13 protein-coding genes and 2 pseudogenes are annotated in these 19,075 nt (G+C 56.2%); 5 read left to right on the forward strand and 10 right to left on the reverse strand.

The annotated features are described in order from the left end of the window. Positions 1–26: 26 nt before the first annotated feature. Positions 27–491: an Lrp/AsnC family transcriptional regulator gene (locus UN63_RS01435; protein ID WP_219821044.1), complete on the reverse strand. Its 465-nt coding sequence runs from the start codon at positions 489–491 to the stop codon at positions 27–29. Between the two features lie 472 nt (positions 492–963). Between UN63_RS01435 and putA the strand changes: the two genes are divergently transcribed. Then, positions 964–4,575, forward strand: coding sequence for a bifunctional proline dehydrogenase/L-glutamate gamma-semialdehyde dehydrogenase PutA (gene putA, locus UN63_RS01445; protein WP_104485009.1), 3,612 nt, complete (start codon positions 964–966; stop codon positions 4,573–4,575). A gap of 130 nt (positions 4,576–4,705) precedes the next feature. Here the strand turns inward: putA and UN63_RS01450 are convergent, their stop codons facing one another. Together UN63_RS01450 and UN63_RS01455 are read right to left on the reverse strand one after the other, a co-directional pair. Further along, entirely contained in the window at positions 4,706–5,770 is a 1,065-nt protein-coding gene (locus UN63_RS01450) for an AI-2E family transporter (protein WP_104485010.1), read from the reverse strand. Positions 5,771–5,894: 124 nt separating this feature from the next. Next, a complete protein-coding gene (locus UN63_RS01455; protein WP_104485011.1) occupies positions 5,895–6,056 on the reverse strand; it encodes a DUF2496 domain-containing protein in 162 nt (53 codons plus the stop codon). Positions 6,057–6,337: 281 nt separating this feature from the next. On the opposite strand from UN63_RS01455, the gene psrA reads away from it, so the two are divergent. Then, on the forward strand, positions 6,338–6,979 hold the full coding sequence (psrA, locus tag UN63_RS01460) for a TetR family transcriptional repressor PsrA (protein ID WP_229793478.1): 642 nt from the start codon (positions 6,338–6,340) through the stop codon (positions 6,977–6,979). Between the two features lie 31 nt (positions 6,980–7,010). Further along, a complete protein-coding gene (locus tag UN63_RS01465; RefSeq protein WP_104485013.1) occupies positions 7,011–9,281 on the forward strand; it encodes an acyl-CoA dehydrogenase in 2,271 nt (756 codons plus the stop codon). Between the two features lie 77 nt (positions 9,282–9,358). Here UN63_RS01465 and pyk read toward each other — a convergent pair whose 3' ends face one another. The 3 genes from pyk to rimO all read right to left on the reverse strand — a co-directional run bounded on the left by pyk (position 9,359) and on the right by rimO (position 13,533). After that, the gene (gene pyk / locus UN63_RS01470; protein ID WP_104485014.1) at positions 9,359–10,798 is read right to left on the reverse strand and encodes a pyruvate kinase; all 1,440 of its coding nucleotides are present in this window, start codon (positions 10,796–10,798) and stop codon (positions 9,359–9,361) included. A 288-nt stretch (positions 10,799–11,086) separates the two neighbouring features. Then, on the reverse strand, positions 11,087–11,938 hold the full coding sequence (locus tag UN63_RS01475) for a MurR/RpiR family transcriptional regulator (RefSeq protein ID WP_104485015.1): 852 nt from the start codon (positions 11,936–11,938) through the stop codon (positions 11,087–11,089). A gap of 272 nt (positions 11,939–12,210) precedes the next feature. After that, a complete protein-coding gene (rimO, locus tag UN63_RS01480) occupies positions 12,211–13,533 on the reverse strand; it encodes a 30S ribosomal protein S12 methylthiotransferase RimO (RefSeq protein WP_104485016.1) in 1,323 nt (440 codons plus the stop codon). 736 nt (positions 13,534–14,269) lie between these two features. Here rimO and UN63_RS01485 point away from each other — a divergent pair. Beyond that, complete coding sequence (locus tag UN63_RS01485) at positions 14,270–14,728, forward strand: ATPase (RefSeq protein ID WP_104485017.1); 459 nt, start codon at positions 14,270–14,272, stop codon at positions 14,726–14,728. A 123-nt stretch (positions 14,729–14,851) separates the two neighbouring features. On the opposite strand, the gene UN63_RS01490 is transcribed toward UN63_RS01485, so the two are convergent. From UN63_RS01490 to UN63_RS17430, 3 genes and pseudogenes are all read right to left on the reverse strand, one after another. Beyond that, complete coding sequence (locus UN63_RS01490; protein ID WP_104485130.1) at positions 14,852–17,155, reverse strand: copper-transporting P-type ATPase; 2,304 nt, start codon at positions 17,153–17,155, stop codon at positions 14,852–14,854. Between the two features lie 165 nt (positions 17,156–17,320). Continuing rightward, positions 17,321–17,756: pseudogene (locus UN63_RS01495) on the reverse strand (transposase); the annotation flags it as partial. Positions 17,757–17,761: 5 nt separating this feature from the next. Next, a pseudogene (locus UN63_RS17430) lies at positions 17,762–17,845 on the reverse strand (transposase); the annotation flags it as partial. A 97-nt stretch (positions 17,846–17,942) separates the two neighbouring features. On the opposite strand from UN63_RS17430, the gene UN63_RS01500 reads away from it, so the two are divergent. Then, positions 17,943–18,674, forward strand: a complete 732-nt coding sequence (locus tag UN63_RS01500) for a Crp/Fnr family transcriptional regulator (protein ID WP_104485018.1) — start codon at positions 17,943–17,945, stop codon at positions 18,672–18,674. 201 nt (positions 18,675–18,875) lie between these two features. On the opposite strand, the gene UN63_RS17020 is transcribed toward UN63_RS01500, so the two are convergent. Further along, entirely contained in the window at positions 18,876–19,025 is a 150-nt protein-coding gene (locus UN63_RS17020) for a hypothetical protein (protein ID WP_181068140.1), read from the reverse strand. Positions 19,026–19,075: the final 50 nt, after the last annotated feature.

A 19,075-nucleotide genomic window follows, 5' to 3' on the forward strand; every position in this document is an offset into this window, starting at 1 on the left:
CCTGGGTGTCCGGTGAGCGGCCGTGCCTACAAGCCGATATCCTTCACACTTTCCATGACCACGAAAGTACTGGTTTGCACCACGTGCGGCAGGGTGGAGAGTTTTTCTCCCAGCACCATACGGTAAGCGACCATGTCGTTGGTGCGTACCTTCAGCAGGTAGTCGTAACCACCGGCGATCATGTGACACTGTTCGACCTCTCCGATCTTGCGGACGGCCTTGTTAAAGGCGGTAAGGGCCTTGCTGCTGGTATCGTTGAGGGTGACCTGTACAAAGGCGATGTGATTCAGGCCCAGCTTGCCATGGTCGACCAGCGCCGTATAACCGGTGATATACCCCTGTTCTTCGAGTCGACGCATCCTCAGTTGACAGGGGGTCTTCGACAGGCCGACGCGTGAGGCCAGTTCGGTAAGTGTCATCCGGGCATCTTCCTGGAGTTCCTTAATGATCTGCAGATCTGCTCTATCCAAATTCGCCATTGTTACCGCCATTATTTAGTCTTTATTTCTATTATTTTGTTTAAATACACCCAAATAGTCCACATTTGTTTCTTTATTGGTGAAATAGACTATTGGCTTTTCAGTGCGGTGGTAGTGTGTTTCCAACGCTGGCACCAGACCCTGGCTGAAGTACAGAAGACGAAAGTCACCGATTGTGCGCTTTTCTCCGTCAGCCCTGAGTGTGCTGCTCGAACTGGCATAGCGGAGCCTCATTTCCCCCCGGTTCCTGACCCCGACGACGAATGGCCGTGACGGGGTCATTTTTTTTGTGCGGCAGACCTGACCCTGAAGAGCTAGCGTGGTCTATTTTCCTGTTATTTATATTTTTGTGGTGAAAAACGAGAAATTAACATCAAAAAATAGTCACAAGGTAATGCCAACTGGTTTCATATAGGAAATGTGACTCTCTGTTTGTGGGTAGAATGGCGACAACAAGACTGCATATACCAAGGGAGTAGGTCGGATGAAAGAACAAGCACAATCGATGGCGTCCAGCCGGGAACAGATGCGTAGCAACTATCTGGCAGATGAGGCCACCGTCGTCAAGGCCCTGGCAGCCAATGCGCAGGTATCCCCCAGTGAGCGTTCCAGCATATCCGCACGGGCGATCGAGCTGGTAAAAGATGTGCGTGCCAACTCCACGCCAACCATCATGGAAAAGTTTCTGGCGCAGTACGGCCTGACCACCAAAGAGGGTGTGGCCCTGATGTGTATGGCCGAAGCCCTGCTGCGGGTGCCGGACAAGAGCACCATCGACGAGCTTATCGAAGACAAGATTTCATCCGGCAACTGGGCCGAACACCGTGGCCGTTCCGGCTCCTCGCTGATCAACAGCTCCACCTGGGCACTGCTGGTGACCGGCAAGCTGCTCTCACCGGTCGACCGGAAAGGGTTGGCGAGCACACTGCGTGGCATGGTCAAGCGTCTCGGCGAGCCCGTGGTGCGCACGGCCGTTGCTCAGGCCATGAAGGAGATGGGACGCCAGTTCGTTCTGGGTCGCAACATCGAAGAAGCACTCAAGCGCGCGAAAAGCTATGAGTCGCGGGGCTATACCTACTCCTACGACATGCTGGGAGAGGCTGCCCGTACCGACGGGGATGCGCTGCGCTATCACCGCGCCTATTCCGATGCCATCAAATCCCTGGCTCCGCACTGTGTACACCAGGAAATTCGCAAGAACCCGGGTATTTCGGTCAAGTTGTCGGCGCTGCACGCTCGCTACGAATTCGGCCAGCAAGAGCGGGTCATGAACGAGTTGGTGCCCCGCGCTCTGGAACTGGCCAGACAGGCCAAGGCTGCCAACATGGGCTTCAATATCGATGCGGAAGAAGCCGATCGCCTGGATCTGTCTCTGGACGTGATCGAGGCGGTGCTGTCCGATCCCTCGCTGGCGGGCTGGGACGGCTTTGGTGTCGTGGTTCAGGCATTCGGCAAGCGGGCTGCTCATGTGCTTGACTGGCTGTATGCACTGTCCGAGAAGCTGGATCGACGCATCATGGTACGCTTGGTAAAAGGTGCCTACTGGGATGCGGAGATCAAACGTGCCCAGGTGATGGGACTGAAGGATTTTCCGGTCTTCACCCGCAAGGTCAACAGCGATCTGTCTTACATTTCCTGCGCCAGAAAACTGCTGGCCATGACCGATCGCATCTATCCCCAGTTCGCGACCCACAATGCCCATTCGGTATCGGCCATTCTGGAACTGGCTCAGGGTCGGGACTGCTTCGAATTTCAGCGTCTGCATGGCATGGGCGAATCGCTGCATGATGCCGTTCTCACCAAGCAGGGAACGCGCTGCCGTATCTACGCGCCCGTGGGTGCCCACCAGGATCTGTTGGCCTATCTGGTACGACGCCTGCTCGAGAACGGTGCCAACAGCTCCTTCGTCAACCAGATTGTCGATACCCGCATCCAGCCCGAAGATATCGCCCGCGACCCCTTCGATACCGTTGCTACAATGGGAGATGCGGTGTCGAGCAAAATCATTGCCCGCCCGGCCGATCTGTATGGTGCCGAGCGCCTCAATGCCAAGGGCTGGGATATTACCGACCCGGTAGAAGTGGCCGAGATCGAAGAAGGGCGTGGTCGCTTCAAGAGCCATCAGTGGACCGGCGGCCCCGTGCTGGCCTGCGAGGTGCAGGGCGGCGAGGTGCAGGAAGTGCGCAACCCGGCCAAGCCGTCTGATCTGGTGGGTCATGTTACCCAGGCCTCGAAGGAAGATATCGAAGGCGCCATCCGCGAAGCACAAACGGGCTTCCAGGTCTGGTCCGCCTTGTCGGTGGAGGATCGGGCCAGCCGCATTCGCCGTGTGGCCGATCTGTTTGAAGAGCATGTCCACGAGCTGTTCGCCCTGGCGACCCGAGAAGCGGGCAAGAGCCTGCTCGATGGTGTGGCCGAAATTCGCGAAGCCGTCGACTTTGCCCGTTACTACCCGAACGAAGCGGTGCGCAATCAGGAGTTTGGTGCCGGGCGTGGTGTTATTGCCTGTATTTCGCCCTGGAACTTCCCGCTGGCAATCTTTGCCGGTCAGGTACTGGCGGGGCTGGCGGCAGGCAATGCCGTTATCGCCAAGCCGGCCGGCCAGACCGCACTGCTCGCCACCCGGGCGGTCGAGCTGATGCATGAAGCCGGGATCCCCAAGGGAGCTATTCAGCTGCTGCCCGGCAGCGGCAGCACCGTCGGTGCGGCGCTGACCTCGGATCCCCGTATCGCTGGCGTCTGCTTTACCGGCTCCACCGCCACGGCCCAGCACATCAACAAGGTGATGGCCGAGTCAATGGCGCCGGATGCCCCTCTGGTGGCCGAAACCGGCGGCCTGAACGCCATGATAGTGGACTCCACCGCACTGCCGGAGCAGGTGATACGCGATGTACTGGCTTCCTCTTTCCAGAGTGCCGGTCAGCGTTGCTCCGCCCTGCGTATGCTCTATGTGCAGAAGGATATCGCCGATCACCTGCTGGAGATGCTGTTCGGCGCCATGGACGAGTTGAGCGTGGGTGATCCCTGGTTGCTGTCTACCGATGTGGGCCCGGTGATCGACGACAATGCCAAGCAGGGTATCGAAGCGCATTGCAAAAAATTCGCTGCCATGGGACGGGTGCTCAAGCAGTTGCCTGTACCTGCCGAGGGGCGCTTTGTGGCACCGACGGTGATCAGGCTGGAAGGCATTCATGAGCTGGAAGAGGAAATCTTCGGGCCTGTACTGCACGTGGCTACCTTCGAGGCGAACGAAATCGAGCAGGTTGTCGACCAGATCAACGCCCAGGGCTTTGGCCTGACCTTCGGCCTGCATACCCGGGTCGACAAGCGGGTTGAGCGCATCGTTAACCGGGTCAAGGTGGGCAATATCTACGTCAACCGCAACCAGATTGGTGCCATCGTCGGCTCTCAGCCCTTTGGTGGCGAGGGACTGTCGGGCACGGGTCCGAAAGCGGGTGGCCCCCAGTATGTGCGCCGCTTCATGAAGACCGACGCGGTAGCGACGGTGGGCGCCGCCGGGGCAGAAACGGTCACCGCAGATCAGCTGCAGCGTGCGATCACTCAGCTGGACGTGAAGACCTGGTCCGTTGCCCGAGATCGTGCGGCGCGGCTGCAGCCCGTCTTTGGTTCCGTACCCGCGGCACTCGATGCCGCACCGGAAGAGATGCCGGGACCGACCGGGGAGCTGAACCGGCTGTCCTGCCGTCCTCGTGGTGTCGTGCTGTGTCTGGGGCCGGATCTGGCCTCGGCAATGAAGCAGGCCGGCATTGCCCTGTCGCAGGGTAATGGCGTGGTCGTGGTGGCGCCGGGAGCACAAGCGGCACTGGACGGCGCGACAGGTATTCCCGTGCTGGGGCTGGATGGTTTGTTGCAGCCTGTCGCCCTGGAAACCGTTGGCGGGTTTGAGGCGCTGGTCAGCGCGGCCACCGAGCCGATGCTGCGGAAATACCGTGTTGCCCTGGCGCAACGTGATGGTGCCTTGTTGCCGCTGTTGACCGGGCAGGATGCGCCCGAGCGCTTCGTGATCGAGCGCCATCTCTGTGTCGATACCACGGCGGCCGGCGGCAACGCCAGCCTGATTGCGGCATCCGAGTAAGCGTTATCGCGTATCTCGCGACAGCTCCCCGGACTGCTATTTCGGGGTTGATATGACAAGCAAACAGATCGTTTAAAGGGGTTGGTATTACCACCCACAGCAAACCAATACGGGCCTAGCGCCCGTATTTTTATGCCTGAGTGTCAGGGGTCAGGCTGTGCAACCACTCCCGCCAGATGGCCACCAGCAGCGCCATCAGTACCGGGCCGACAAAGAGGCCGACAATGCCCATGGTGGTGACTCCGCCGATCAGACCGAAAAAAGTCGGTAGAAACGGCAGCTTGATGGGGCCACCCACCAGACGGGGACGTATGGTCTTGTCCACGATAAACAGTTCAATCGCTCCCCACAGGAATAGGCCGACCGCCGCCACCATGTTGCCGGAACCCGCCAGATAGAGCGACACCAGGGTAAAGGAGAGCGGGGCGCCGCCGGGCACCAGAGCCATGAAGCCGGTCAGCATGCCCAGCGCCACCGGCGAGGGGACGCCGGCCACGGCATAGGCGATGCCCAGTACCACGCCTTCGCCGAGGGCGATCAGCCCCATGCCGGTGACGGTGGAGCTGACGGTGGCCGGTACCATGCGCGAAAAGCGGGCCCAGTGCTCGGCCAGCACCGACTCGCCCACCCTATCGAGCTGGCGGGCCAGTACCTGACCGTCTTTATAGATGAAGAACAGGGTGATCAGCATGAAGATCAAGATCAGAAACAGATGAAAGGCCCGGCTGCCGAGCGTCAGTATCCAGCGATAGATGCTGCCGAGTTGTTCGCCGCTGAGCAGACGCACCAGCTCGCTGAGTGCCTGGGGCTCGGCCACATACTGATCCCAGTAGGGCGTCAGCCAGTTACCCAGTGCGGGTAACGCCTTTATCCATTCCGGCATGGCCGCGCCCTGCCGGTTGACATCGATAAGCAGCTCGACCCAGCCCTTGATTTCTCCGAAGGCGTAGGCAAAGGCAAAAGACAGCGGCACCACCAGGACTAACATGACCAGCAGCACGGCGAGGCTGGCGGCAATCATATCCTTGCCCCCGCACAGGCGCAGCAGCCGGTGATAGAGCGGCCAGCTGGCAAAGCCGATGATCAGGGCGCCCAGTACCGGCACCAGAAAGTCATTAAAAAAGTAAACGGCTACCACCAGCAGAAAGATCAGCAGCCAGCGGGAAATCGGATTATCGGGCAGGGTCTTGAACATGTTGAACTCGAGAGGTATCACTGCGCAGAGCATATCCTCAGGCGTGCCGATGCGCCAGCATCATCGGGAAGGGACGCCAAGGCGCCGGTGTGTATTGTCAGTAGACAGAGCCTGAGCTATCGGCTTATTCACCCGGCTGGTCGGACTGTGCCAGTTTGCGTTCACAGTCTGTTCTGACGATGGCCAGCGCTGCCAGGGCAACGGCCGGATCCACGCCATTGAGCTCCAGTATTTCAATCAAATCGACAGCCAGTTGTACTTCTGTCGGGGCATTGGCCAGGGTCATCATGTTGCTCCGTTTTCATGTTTGGTTGCCGGACGCCTATTGTACGCAAAAGCGGATTTACCAAGTCAAGAATGTCTGGAATAGCGGGCAAAAAAATGCCCAGCAAGGCTGGGCGAAGACTTAGTGCTTAATTGCAGTGGCATTACATTGGAGCGGAGAAGTGTCTGAAGGTTCCCGATAAATGAGCCAAAAAGGGAAAAACTTATCACGGCGGTTTAGCTTGACAGTCACCGGTCATGAAACGTAAATTTCAAACAGTTGTTTTATTTTTGAGGTGGGCTGTGAGCAAAGGTGTAGGAAAAAAAGATACCAAGCAGAAGATACTCAATGCCGCCGAGGTGTTGTTTGCCGAGCAGGGGTTCAACGATACCTCGCTGCGGCTGATCACCAGCGCGGCCGACGTAAATCTGGCTTCGGTCAATTATCACTTCGGCTCCAAGAAAGACTTGATAAAGGCGGTGATGGATCGCTATCTGGCTATTTTCATGCCCAGAGCCGATGCGGCGCTGCGACAGCTGCTGAGTGAGCCCGCCATTAATCTGCATCAGGTATTCGATTGTTTTGTGGCGCCACTGATGGAGCTGACGGTTATCAAGCGTCGGGGGCCCGAAATCTTTTTGCAGCTACTGGGCCGGGGCTATATCGATAATCAGGGCTTTTTGCGCTGGTTTATCGTCAATCATTATGGCGAGGTGCTGGAACACTTTACCCAGGCCATTCACAAGGCGGCGCCGGAATTATCATCTGCCGATGTGTTCTGGCGATTGCACTTCACCCTGGGTACCGTGGTGTTCACCATGGCGTCCAGTGAAGCATTGCGCGACATTGCCAAAGCCGATTTCGATGAAGACATCGATGTGGAAGGGCTGGTGCGTAAGGTGATCCCTTATCTGGCCAGTGGCGTGGGCGCCAAACCCTGTTGAGTGACCATATCGGTTAATGAGGAGAGGGAACATGAGTTTACGCAAGAAGTGGATCAGTGGGCCGGCCTTTGCCACCTTCAAGAAGATACTGCCGCCGTTGTCGGAGACCGAACGCGAAGCGATGGAGGCGGGCTCGGTCTGGTGGGACGGTGAGCTGTTCGGTGGCAAGCCCGACTGGTCGAAGCTGATGGCTTATGGCCCCTCGACTCTGACCGATGAAGAACAGCATTTTCTCGATAATCAGGTGGAAACCCTGCTGACCATGCTGGATGACCATCAGATAGTCAACGACGAGCGGGAGCTGCCCGAGCCGGTGTGGGACTACATCAAGCAGGAAGGCTTCTTCTCGCTGATCATTCCCAAATCCTACGGCGGCCGGGACTTTTCCGCCTACGCCAACTCCACCATAGTGGCACGCATCGCCTCGCGTAGCGTCAGCGCCGCCGTTACCGTCATGGTGCCCAACTCGCTGGGCCCCGGCGAGTTGCTGATGCATTACGGCACCGATGAGCAGAAGGACCACTGGCTGCCGGGTCTGGCCAAGGGAAAAGAGGTGCCTTGCTTCGCCCTTACGGGGCCGGAGGCGGGCTCCGATGCGGGTGCCATTCCCGACAGTGGTGTGGTGTGTGAGGGGGAATACCAGGGCGAGCAGGTGCTGGGCATTCGCCTGAACTGGGACAAACGCTATATCACCCTGGCGCCGCGCGCCACCGTACTGGGGCTGGCATTCAAGCTGTTCGATCCCGGCGGCCTGCTGGGAGACGACAAGGCGCCGGGCATCACCTGCGCGCTTATCCCGACCAGCCATCCCGGTGTAGAGCTGGGCGACCGGCACTTCCCCATGGGGCTGGCCTTCCTGAACGGTACGACCCGCGGCAAGGACGTGTTCATTCCCCTCGACTGGGTTATCGGCGGATCCGAGTATGCGGGCCGGGGCTGGCGCATGCTGGTGGAATGCCTGTCGGCCGGGCGGGGAATTTCCCTGCCGGCGCTGGGTACCGCCAGCGGCCATCTGTCGGTGCGCACCACCAGTGCCTATGCCTATGTGCGCAAGCAGTTCGGTTTGTCCATCGGCAAGTTTGAAGGGGTGCAGGAAGCGCTGGCTCGCATCGGCGGCCTGACCTATCAGCTGGAAGCCACCCGTCGGCTGACCACCCGGGCGCTGGATCTGAATGAGAGTCCGGCCATCGTTACCGCCATCTCCAAATATCATATGACCGAAATGGCCAGAAAGGTGCTGGATGACGCCATGGACGTGCACGCGGGCAAGGCCATTCAGATGGGGCCCAAGAACTACCTGGCCCACAACTATATGGGCATACCGGTAGCGATCACGGTAGAGGGGGCCAATATTCTGACCCGCAACCTGATGATCTTCGGCCAGGGCGCCACCCGTTGCCATCCCTATGTGCTGGCCGAGCTGGAGGCGGCGGCCAACCCGGACGAACAGGCGGGGCTGGAGGCGTTTGACAGGCTGCTGTTCAAGCACATCGGCTTTGCCACCGGCAATGTGTTCGGCGCGCTCTGGCAGGGGCTGACCGGCGCTCGCTTCAATGGCGCCCCTGTGTCCGGTGAAACGGCTCGCTACTACCGGCAGCTGGCGCGGATGAGCAAGGCGCTGGCGCTCTGTGCGGATATGTCGATGCTGATCCTGGGCGGCGACCTTAAACGCAAGGAGATGATTTCGGCGCGGCTGGGCGATGTGCTGAGTCATCTCTATCTGGGCAGTGCCACCCTCAAGTATTTTGAAGACAACGGGCGACCCGCCGATGAACTGCCGTTCGTGCATTATGCGCTGAGTCGAAACCTCTACCTGATTGGCGAGGCGCTGGACGGTTTCTTCCAGAACTTCCCCAACCGGCCGGCGGCAGTCACCCTTAGGGCGCTGATCTTCCCGCTGGGTAACCACTATAAAAAGCCGCTGGACAAGCATGCTCAGGCCATTGCCAAGGTACTGATGATCCCGGGGGGGGTGCGCGATCGGTTAACGGCGCTTTGTTATGTACCTGCCGAAGGCAAACCGGGGCTGGGCGAGGTGGAAGCCGCTTTTCTGGCTATGGTCTCGGTGCAGGGAGTCGAGAAAAAACTGTATCGGGCACAAAAAGCCGGCACCCTGCCGCGCAAGCTGGCCTTTGACGAGCTATTGGCTCAGGGCCGGGCACAAGGCATTATCGACGATACCGAGGTGCAGAAGCTGAAACACGCCGATGAACTGCGTCGCAACGCCATTGCGGTAGACAGCTTCAAGCCCGGCGAGCTGAGCCGGGAGGCGGGCAGCCGCAAAAAATCCGAGGTCGCCTGAGGTCTGGTGACCTGATGCAAGGCCAAAAAAAAGCCGCCCCGAAAAGGGCGGCTTTTTTCATCAATAAACCGGAAGGCTTATTCGACGATCAGGATCTTGCAGGTGTTGGTGCTGCCGACCACTTCCATGGTATCGCCATGAGTGAGCAGTACCAGATCACCGCTGTTCACGTAACCGGCTTTTTTCAGGGTAGCCAGCGCTTCACGGCTGATTTCGGTGCTACTCAGGTTGGTGTCGTGCTTGAAGTAAACCGGCGTTACACCGCGGTACATATTGCTCCAGGCCAGAGTTTTTTCTTCACCCGACAGGGAGAAGATCGGCAGACCGGAGCTAACGCGAGACAGCAGCAGTGGCGTGGTGCCGGAGTGAGTCAGTGCCACTATGGCTTTTACGCCCTGCAGGTGGTTGGCCGCATACATGGTGGACATGGCGACGGTTTCTTCTACCGAGGTGAAGGTAAAGTTCATGCGGTGGTTGGACACGTTGACGCTGGGATGCTTTTCGGCGCCCAGACAGACTTCGGCCATGGCTTTCACGGTTTCAACCGGGAAGTCGCCGGCGGCGGTTTCGGCTGACAGCATAACTGCATCGGTGCCATCCAGCACGGCGTTGGCCACGTCCATGACTTCGGCACGGGTCGGCAGCGGTGCGGTGATCATCGACTCCATCATCTGGGTGGCGGTAATGACCACTCGATTCAGGCGACGAGAGGTACGGATCAGTTTCTTCTGTACGCCCACCAGCTCGGAGTCACCAATTTCAACCCCCAGGTCGCCCCGGGCAACCATGACCACGTCGGAGGCCAGAATCACGTCTTCCATGGCGGCATCGGTGGCAACGGCTTCGGCACGTTCAACCTTGGCAACCATCTTGGCATTACTGCCGGCGGCACGGGCGAGGTCACGGGCGATGCGCATGTCTTCACCGGTACGGGGGAAAGACACGGCCAGATAGTCGACGCCGATTTTGGCGGCGGTGATGATGTCTTCTTTATCTTTTTCGGTCAGGGCCGGAGCGGAAAGGCCGCCACCTTTCTTGTTGATGCCCTTGTTGTTGGACAGCGGGCCGGCCACGGTCACTTCGGTCAGTACCTTGTTGCCGTCTACGCCTTCAACCCGCAGCTGCACCCGACCATCGTCGAGAAGCAGAATGTCGCCGGTTTTCACGTCTCTCGGCAAGTCTTTATAGTCGATACCAACCTGCTGCTGATCGCCGGCACCCTTGGGCAAGTCGGCGTCGAGCAGGAACTTGTCGCCGATATTGAGGTGAATCTTGCCGTCTTTAAAGGTAGAAACGCGGATCTTGGGACCCTGCAGGTCGCCCAGAATGGCCACATGCTTGCCCAGTCTTTTGGCAATTTCACGTACCTGGTTGGCACGCTGCAAGTGATCTTCGGCGGTACCGTGGGAAAAGTTCATACGCACCACGTTGGCGCCGGCCTTGATGATTTCTTCGAGGTTATTGTCGCGATCGGTAGCCGGACCCAGGGTAGTAACTATCTTGGTACGTCTTAACATAAGAGACTCCAATTGAGAGGTAGATCACATAAAAAGGGGAATGTTGCGCGGTGTTTAAAACCTGGCAGGCCGCAAGCAATATAAGAATAATGGATGTCTACAGACGAGAGGGTGATAGCCGGAGAAAACGTCGTGATGACAGACTCTCGATTGGTGTTGAATGGCTTGCTCACGGTCTGATGCTGCATCCTTGGTTTATGAAATTGTTATCGATAATAACTGAAGAAAATGAAAAAGTGTAGACGGCGTCACAAAAATGGCCGGTATTTTGCGGCTATTTGATCAAAATCAAAGATGAGGGTTATCGAAGCGTGAATTTTTTATCCCTTCTTTAACTTTTCTCAGATTCTCTCGGAATTTGCTGCCACGACGCAAAATAAAGCCGGTGGCCAGTACATCAATAAGCACCATTTGAGCCAAACGTGAGGCCATCGGCAGATAAATGTCGGTGTCTTCCGGCACTTCCATCGTCAATACCATGGTGCATTCTCGTGCCAGGGGGGAGTCTTTGGCGGTGAGACCGATGACGATGGCGTCATTCTGACGGGCCAGCTGGGCTATTTCGACTAGTGCCTTGGTGCGACCGGTATGGGAAATTAACACCACCACGTCGCCTTCCGAATTGTTGATACAGCTCATGCGCATCATCACCACATCATCGAAACACAGCACCGGTACATTGAAGCGGAAAAACTTGTTCATGGCATCGTGGGCCACGGCCGATGAGGCGCCGAGTCCGAAGAACGACAGCTTCTTGGCCTGAGTCAGCAAGTCGACGCAGCGATTGACCGCCTGTGGGTCCAGGGTGTTACGAGCCGAGTCCAGACAGGCCATGCTGGATTCGAAAATCTTGGCAGTATAAGACTCGGGACCGTCGTCGTCTTCCACATGACGGTTTACATAGGGAGTGCCGTTGGCCAGGCTCTGGGCCAGATGTAATTTGAAGTCCGGGAAGCCCTTGGTGTCGAGCCGGCGGCAAAAGCGATTGACGGTTGGCTCGCTAACATCCGCCAGCTTGGCCAGGGTTGCAATACTGGAGTGGATGGCAGTTTGTGGCGAGGCGAGGATCACTTCTGCCACTTTTCTTTCAGACTTGCTGAAATTCTCGATACTTTTTGTAATTTTTTCTAATGTATTCATCTGGACTACCGGGCTCGATGAGACGGGCCAGGACTGACCCTGGACGGCGTAAAAAACAGGAACCACTATACATGACAATCGATTGGGTGAAGAGTCTCACTCGACCAAAGTATGACTGAACTCGAGAAAAATCATCGCAAGCTGAAACCAGGAGCAACAGAAATGTTGTTTAGCAACAAAGGTGGTGAATTAATAACTGCCTGGGGCCGGATATAAAAAGACGGGCACAAAAAAGCCCCGTTGCCGGGGCTTTTGCATGAAGTGAATGGCTCTCAGGGCAGTTCGCCCCAGAGATCGTACTCGTCTGAATGGGTGATGGTCACCTGTACCATCTGGCCGGGGGTGAGGCCGGTTTCGCCGTTCAGATAGACTACACCGTCGATTTCGGGCGCGTCGGCGCTGGAACGACCGATGGCACCTTCTTCGTCCACCTCGTCGATCAGCACCTGTATTACCTTACCCACTTTTTGCGCCAGCTTGCGGGTAGAAATAGATTGCTGCAGCGACATAAAGCGCTCGAATCGTTCCTGCTTGACGTCTTCCGGTACCGGATCCGCCAGTTCATTGGCACGGGCACCGTCAACCGGGCTGTAGGTGAAGCAGCCAACCCGGTCCAGCTCGGCCTGCTCGATAAAGTCGAGCAGCAGCTGGAAGTCTTCTTCGGTTTCACCGGGAAAGCCCACAATGAAGGTAGAACGAATGGTGATCTCCGGGCAAACTTCGCGCCAGCTGCGAATACGCTCCAGGGTGCGATCTATGGCACCGGGGCGCTTCATTAATTTAAGAATGCGCGGGCTGGCGTGCTGCAGCGGAATATCCAGATAGGGCAGGATGATACCGTCGCGCATCAGCGGGATCAGGTTGTCCACGCTCGGGTAAGGATAGACGTAGTGTAACCGTACCCAAACGCCCATCTTGCCCAGTTCTTCGCACAATGCCTGAATGTGGGTCTTGACCGGCATGCCGTCGGCGAAGCCGGTTTTATGCTTGACGTCTACTCCGTAGGCGGAAGTATCCTGGGAAATGACCAGCAGTTCCTTCACGCCGGCATTCACCAGGCGGCGAGCCTCGCTCAACACATCGCCGATGGGACGGCTGTCCAGATCGCCGCGCATAGAGGGGATGATGCAGAAGGTGCACTTGTGGTTACAGCCTTCGGAAATCTTCAGGTAGGCGAAATGCTTGGGCGTGAGTTTGACGCCCTGCGCGGGTACCAGATTGACGAAGGGGTTGTATTCCGGACGCGGCACGTAGCGATGTACATGCTCCAGCACCTGCTCGTAAGAATGGGGACCGGTAATTTCCAGCACCTTGGGGTGCACTTCACGGATTTGATCTTCCTTGGCACCCAGACAACCGGTGACGATCACCTTGCCGTTTTCACTCAGGGCCTCGCCGACCGCTTCCAGGGATTCCTGCACTGCGCTGTCGATAAAACCGCAAGTATTGACGATCACCAGATCGGCATCATCGTAGGAAGGCACCACATCATAACCTTCGATACGTAGCTGGGTCAGAATACGCTCGGAATCGACCAGATTTTTCGGGCAGCCCAGGCTAACGAACCCAATACGTGGCACTTTGCTATCTATCATTGCTTGTTTTTTAACCAAATTGACGGGTAGGGCGGCAATTGTAGCGCAAACAGGCAGGTCAGGACAGTAAACCATCAAGGGCCTCACTGAGGGCTTAATTACCTTCTTCATTGACGGGGATGGCGGCAACAAACGGGGCTCTTGTTGTTTGGCGAGCCTCAGCCTACCTTACTGCCGTGACGTGCACCGCCTCAAAAAATGTCATCTAGCTGGCTTACGTAATCAATGCACTCTCGTGATGCCTTTATCAGGTGCGGATTGAGGGTGATGAGCACCTGGGGGAGGGGAGCAGCTGCCTGCATGGTGAGAATGCGCACTGGTGGCTATGCCGTGCCTGGGTAAAATCTCTTCCACACATTCGATGCAAATACGTTATACATCGTAGTCGAGCATCTTCATGCTGACCGCGCTTTCATCAAACCGGCTACAGCGCGGTTTAACCGAAAGTGGCAATATCAGCTCTGGCTGTTGAAAGCACAACTATAATGAGGGAGGTGAAGAGCTAGCAGGGAGTCGCAGTTTTTCAAGACTGCTATTAAATTGATTCTATCAACTCTAGATTCGTTTTGGCCCACCTATATCAGTTTCATTTCAGGCTGCTGTGGTCTGCTCGACGGAGAGTCCTGCATTGGTCTCCTTGATATGACTGCCGGGAATGTTGGGGTTTTACTAAGATTCTCGGGTACGACCCAAACTCATCACCCAGACATCACATCTACTTCAAAGGCCAATCAAAATGGATGTAAAAACATTTGGAGAACTGATCGACTGGACTCGTGACCTGCATGCCCACCTGGCGCGCTGTCTTTCCCATGGTGCGACACATAATGAGGAAGAAAGAGCCCGAGCGCTTCTGGGCTACCTGGCCGCCCACGAGTCTGAAATGGAACGTATTGTGAACGAGTTTGAGCGTCAGGCCGCCACAAAAGTTCTGGATACATGGGTTTATGACTATCAGTCTCATAATCCCATAAAAACTCACCGGACCTGTGACGAGCCATATGCAAAGCTTGATTTTAACGGTATTTGCCGAGAGGTATTCGACTTTCACGATCAAATTATTTATCTCTATCAAACACTGGTCGGAAAAGCCGCGATCCCGGAGGCAAAAGAGCTGATGGAGTCCTTATTGACGATGGAGCAAAACGAATTTCAGCGTCTGGTCCGTCAGGTTGGACGGATGGACGATCTCTGATTCTATAAGTACTGCGATGTAGAGCTTACCTGCTTTTAAGTATCAGTGTCGGCGGTCGGCTGAATCCCAGTGAGATCATACCCCTGGATCAGGAACTCAGGTTTAGAAACCAGCCTAACGGGACTAGATTTTCTCGTGTCGCAAACGTAAGGCGTTCATCACCACAGAGAGGGAAGACGCACTCATTGCAAAAGCGGCGAACATTGGGCTTATCAACATACCGGTAAAGGGGTAGAGAACGCCCGCAGCAATGGGAACACCTGCCCCGTTGTATACCAATGCGAAAAACAGGTTTTGCTTGATGTTACGCATCGTTGCAACCGACAGCTTTCTAGCTCGGACAATCCCGTCCAGATTTCCCTTAACCAGAGTAAATCCGGCGCTTTCAATGGCAACGTCTGCACCTGTCCCCATGGCAATACCCACATCCGCCTGAGCAAGAGCAGGCGCATCGTTCACACCATCCCCTGCCATAGCCACTTTTTTTCCCTGACTTTGAAGTTCACTGATAATCCTGGCTTTGTCTTCCGGCAGGACATCCGCCCGGATTTCATCAATGCCTAACTTGGCGGCAACAGCCTTAGCAGTTCGCTCGTTATCACCGGTTGCCATAATAATCCGGAACCCCAGTTTATGGAGCGCTCGCAGCGCTGCCGGAGTCGTTTCTTTGACCGGATCAGCCACGCTAACAAGACCGGCTACCGTACCGTCCAATACGACGAACATCACCGTTTCACCTTCGTCACGTCGGGTGTTGGCAACATCAACCAAATGGCCACCATCCAGTCCCAGTTCCTCCAACATTTTGGCATTTCCCAGTGCTACCGGTTTTCCATCAACCACGCCTTTGACGCCTTTTCCTGTAATGGCCTCAAAATCATCGGCTTTACCGAGTGTCACATTACGCGCTTCGGCACCCGTTACGATCGCTTCCGCCAGAGGATGTTCAGACCCCTTTTCCAGCGTGCCCGCGAGCCGCAGAACCTCTGTCTCATCATGGCCTGATTCTGGCAACACCGCGACGAGCTTGGGTTTTCCTTCCGTCAAAGTGCCGGTCTTGTCGACAATCAACGTATCAACCTTGGCGAAGCGTTCCAGGGCCTCTGCGTTCTTTATAAGTACTCCCAGTTGTGCCCCACGACCGGTGGCGGTCATGATCGACATGGGGGTTGCAAGTCCCAATGCGCACGGGCAGGCAATAATCAACACGGCAACCGCAGACACCAGCGCATAAGACAGTGCCGGCACAGGCCCCCAGAGCGCCCAGGCGATAAAAGACAGCACCGCGATCCCGATGACGGCCGGTACAAACCTACCCGCCACCATGTCGGCAAACTTCTGGATCGGAGCGCGGCTGCGCTGGGCATTGGCGACCATTTCGACAATTTGGCTCAGCATCGTATCGGCCCCCACCCGAGTGGCCTCCATGACGAAACTGCCGGTACCATTAATCGTGGCGCCTGTGACCTTCTCACCTGCTGCTTTTTCCACTGGCAACGGCTCGCCGGAAATCATCGATTCATCGATGGACGACCGGCCTTCGACAACCACACCGTCTACCGGCACTTTATCACCAGGGCGCACACGCAGGTGATCACCAACCCGTATATCTTCAAGAGGTACCTCTGCCTCGGTGCCATCGGGCCTGATCAATAGCGCCGTTTTGGCCGCCATATCCAGCAGTGCGCGTATGGCCTTGCCAGTGCCTTCGCGAGCCCGAAGTTCCATCACCTGGCCGAGAAGAACCAGCGTGACAATGATGGCGGCAGCCTCGAAATAGACACCAACATGACCATCAGCTCCGCGAAAACCGTTCGGAAATATACCCGGCGCCAGTACCGCAACGATACTGAAAACATAGGCTGCACTGATTCCCATACTAATCAGGCTAAACATGTTCAGGTTCATAGTGCGAAACGAATTAAAGCCACGAATAAAGAACGGCCAACCTGACCAGAGAATCACCGGTGTCGCAAGAACCAGCTCAATCCACTGCGATATCCTTTCACCAAAAAAGTCGCGAACCGCCATGATACCAACGAAGGGGGCCATGGTCAGAATCAGCAACGGTATTGAAAGCACCACTGCGACCCAGAAGCGACGGGTGAAATCCACAAGTTCCGGGTTGGGGCCCTCATTACCCATGGCTGTAGACTCAACCTCCAATCCCATTCCACAAAGCGGGCAGGCTCCGGGTTTGGCTTGGCGGACTTGAGGGTGCATGGGACAGGTATAGACGGTTCCCTCATACCCTGAAGGAACCGTATTGTACTTACGATCATCATCTGAAGATTTCTCCTCACTCCTGGGCTGCTGATGACAGGCGTGATCAGAATGCACCTTGCTACCCCCCTCTTCTAATGGCACAAGATGCATTCCACATTTTGGGCAATCACCAGGCTCATCCGAGATCACTTCAGGGTGCATTGGGCAGGTATACTGCGTGGCGGTCGTACTGGGCACGGACGTCCCAGAATTGGCTGTGTGATTTTTTGAGGACATAATTCGACTATCCTTTTGATTATCATCTTCAACCGGCGTTGTTGATCAAATCAAAGCCGGGGCAGCCTGTCCCTACAGGGCTTTCCGCCCTTAACTGATCGGCTGACGAACAGGCATACCAAGTCCTATGACTTTGTTCATGACCTGAACGCAGGCCAGGATTTCACCGACTTGGCCGTTGTATTTACGCAAGCTCAACTTGGGACTCACCAACTGTTTGTATCGGGACATCGCCGTTTCCGCCAGCGACCGCTGATGGTAGCCATACGTGGTTTTCCAGTCGGCCAAGTGACCTGATTTCAGCGCAGCAACGGCCTCGTTCCTCGGATGCCCTTCGTCCCAGTAGCCGGCATTCTTTCGGGGTGGGGGATCGTCGCGATACTGCCTTTTCTGAGCTGTAACTGATGGCACTCCTTGGTATCTTAGCACCATCGGCCGAGACCTGGTGCAACTGGCGCCGAAGCGGGTTGAGCAGCGTCGGCAGTACCTCGGTATCAACCACATTTTCCAGGCTGACTTCAGCGGCACGTCCATCAGCTGAAAAATGGAGTTGATAAAGCCTTCCAATGCCCGCAATGGCAAGCCGAAGAAGGCTTTGAGCATCAGCGCCGGTTCGCAGCCCCTTGTGCGCTTCACCGTGGTAAAAACCGTGCTTTCGCTCTCCAGCCCTTGCTTGACTAAAATGGTTATAAATCTAATCACGGAGGCGGATATGCCGAGCAAGCCCACCCCTTCTACACCTATGCAAAACCGCCTGCTGGCGGCATTGCCTAACGCCGTGCAGCAGCGGCTGTTCCCGTATCTTGAACCGATGTCGCTGCCGTTGGGAGAAGTGTTGTATGAATCGGGGAGCCGCTTGCGCTATGTCTATTTCCCTACCGATGCCATCGTTTCGCTGCTTTATGTCATGAAAAACGGCGCTTCGGCGGAAATTTCGGTCGTGGGTAATGAAGGTATTGTCGGCATTGCCGTTTTCATGGGCGGAGACAGTACCCCGAGCCGAGCCATCGTCCAGAGTGCCGGTAATGGCTACCGGCTGATAAGTTCTCGGTTCAAGGAGGAATTCTTGCGTGATGCCGATACGCGGCTACTGATGCTGCGTTACACCCAGGCGTTGATAACCCAGATGGCGCAAACGGCGGTATGCAATCGCCACCATTCGGTTGACCAGCAGCTGTGTCGCTGGTTGCTGCTGTCACTGGATAGGCTGCCGGATAACAGCCTGACCATGACCCAGGAGCTGATTGCCAACATGCTCGGGGTGCGCAGGGAAGGCGTTACCATCGCTGCCCACAAGCTGCAACAGCTCGGTATCATCGAATACCATCGTGGGCACATCACAGTGCTGGACAGGGTCAGACTGGAACAGCTGAGTTGTGAATGCTACGCCGTGGTCAAAAAAGAAACCGATCGGCTGCAACCTTCCCCCCATGGTGGCAAATAAAAACCATTTCCACATTGCTCTGAAAACAATTTTCCCTGACAAAAATTTATTCTGAAAACAACAAAGCGGGAGTCCGTCAAAGACGTCTCCCGAAGCTCTTGAACCTGGTCACCGACGTCCACCGTTCAAAGGTAAAAACGGCGGAAGTTAACGGTGATAATCAAGGTCTGCGTTTTTCGCTCAAGACCTTATCCCACTTTATTATTTTGCTTTTTGTGGGGGTTGCTGCTGTTGTTGAGCATCAGCCTTGGTCGCTGCCTTTGGTTCATTTTCTCCCAGCTTGCGTTTTTGCTGGGGATCTTGAGGCGCGTTTTTTTTCTCGGGCTGATTGGGGGTATGGGTTTTGTCCATGGTAACCTCTGGGTGTATCGCCCTCCGCGATATTGCGTTCTGACGATATG

It is taken from the genome of Oceanisphaera arctica (assembly GCF_002936955.1).
Classification (GTDB): Bacteria; Pseudomonadota; Gammaproteobacteria; order Enterobacterales; family Aeromonadaceae; genus Oceanimonas; species Oceanimonas arctica.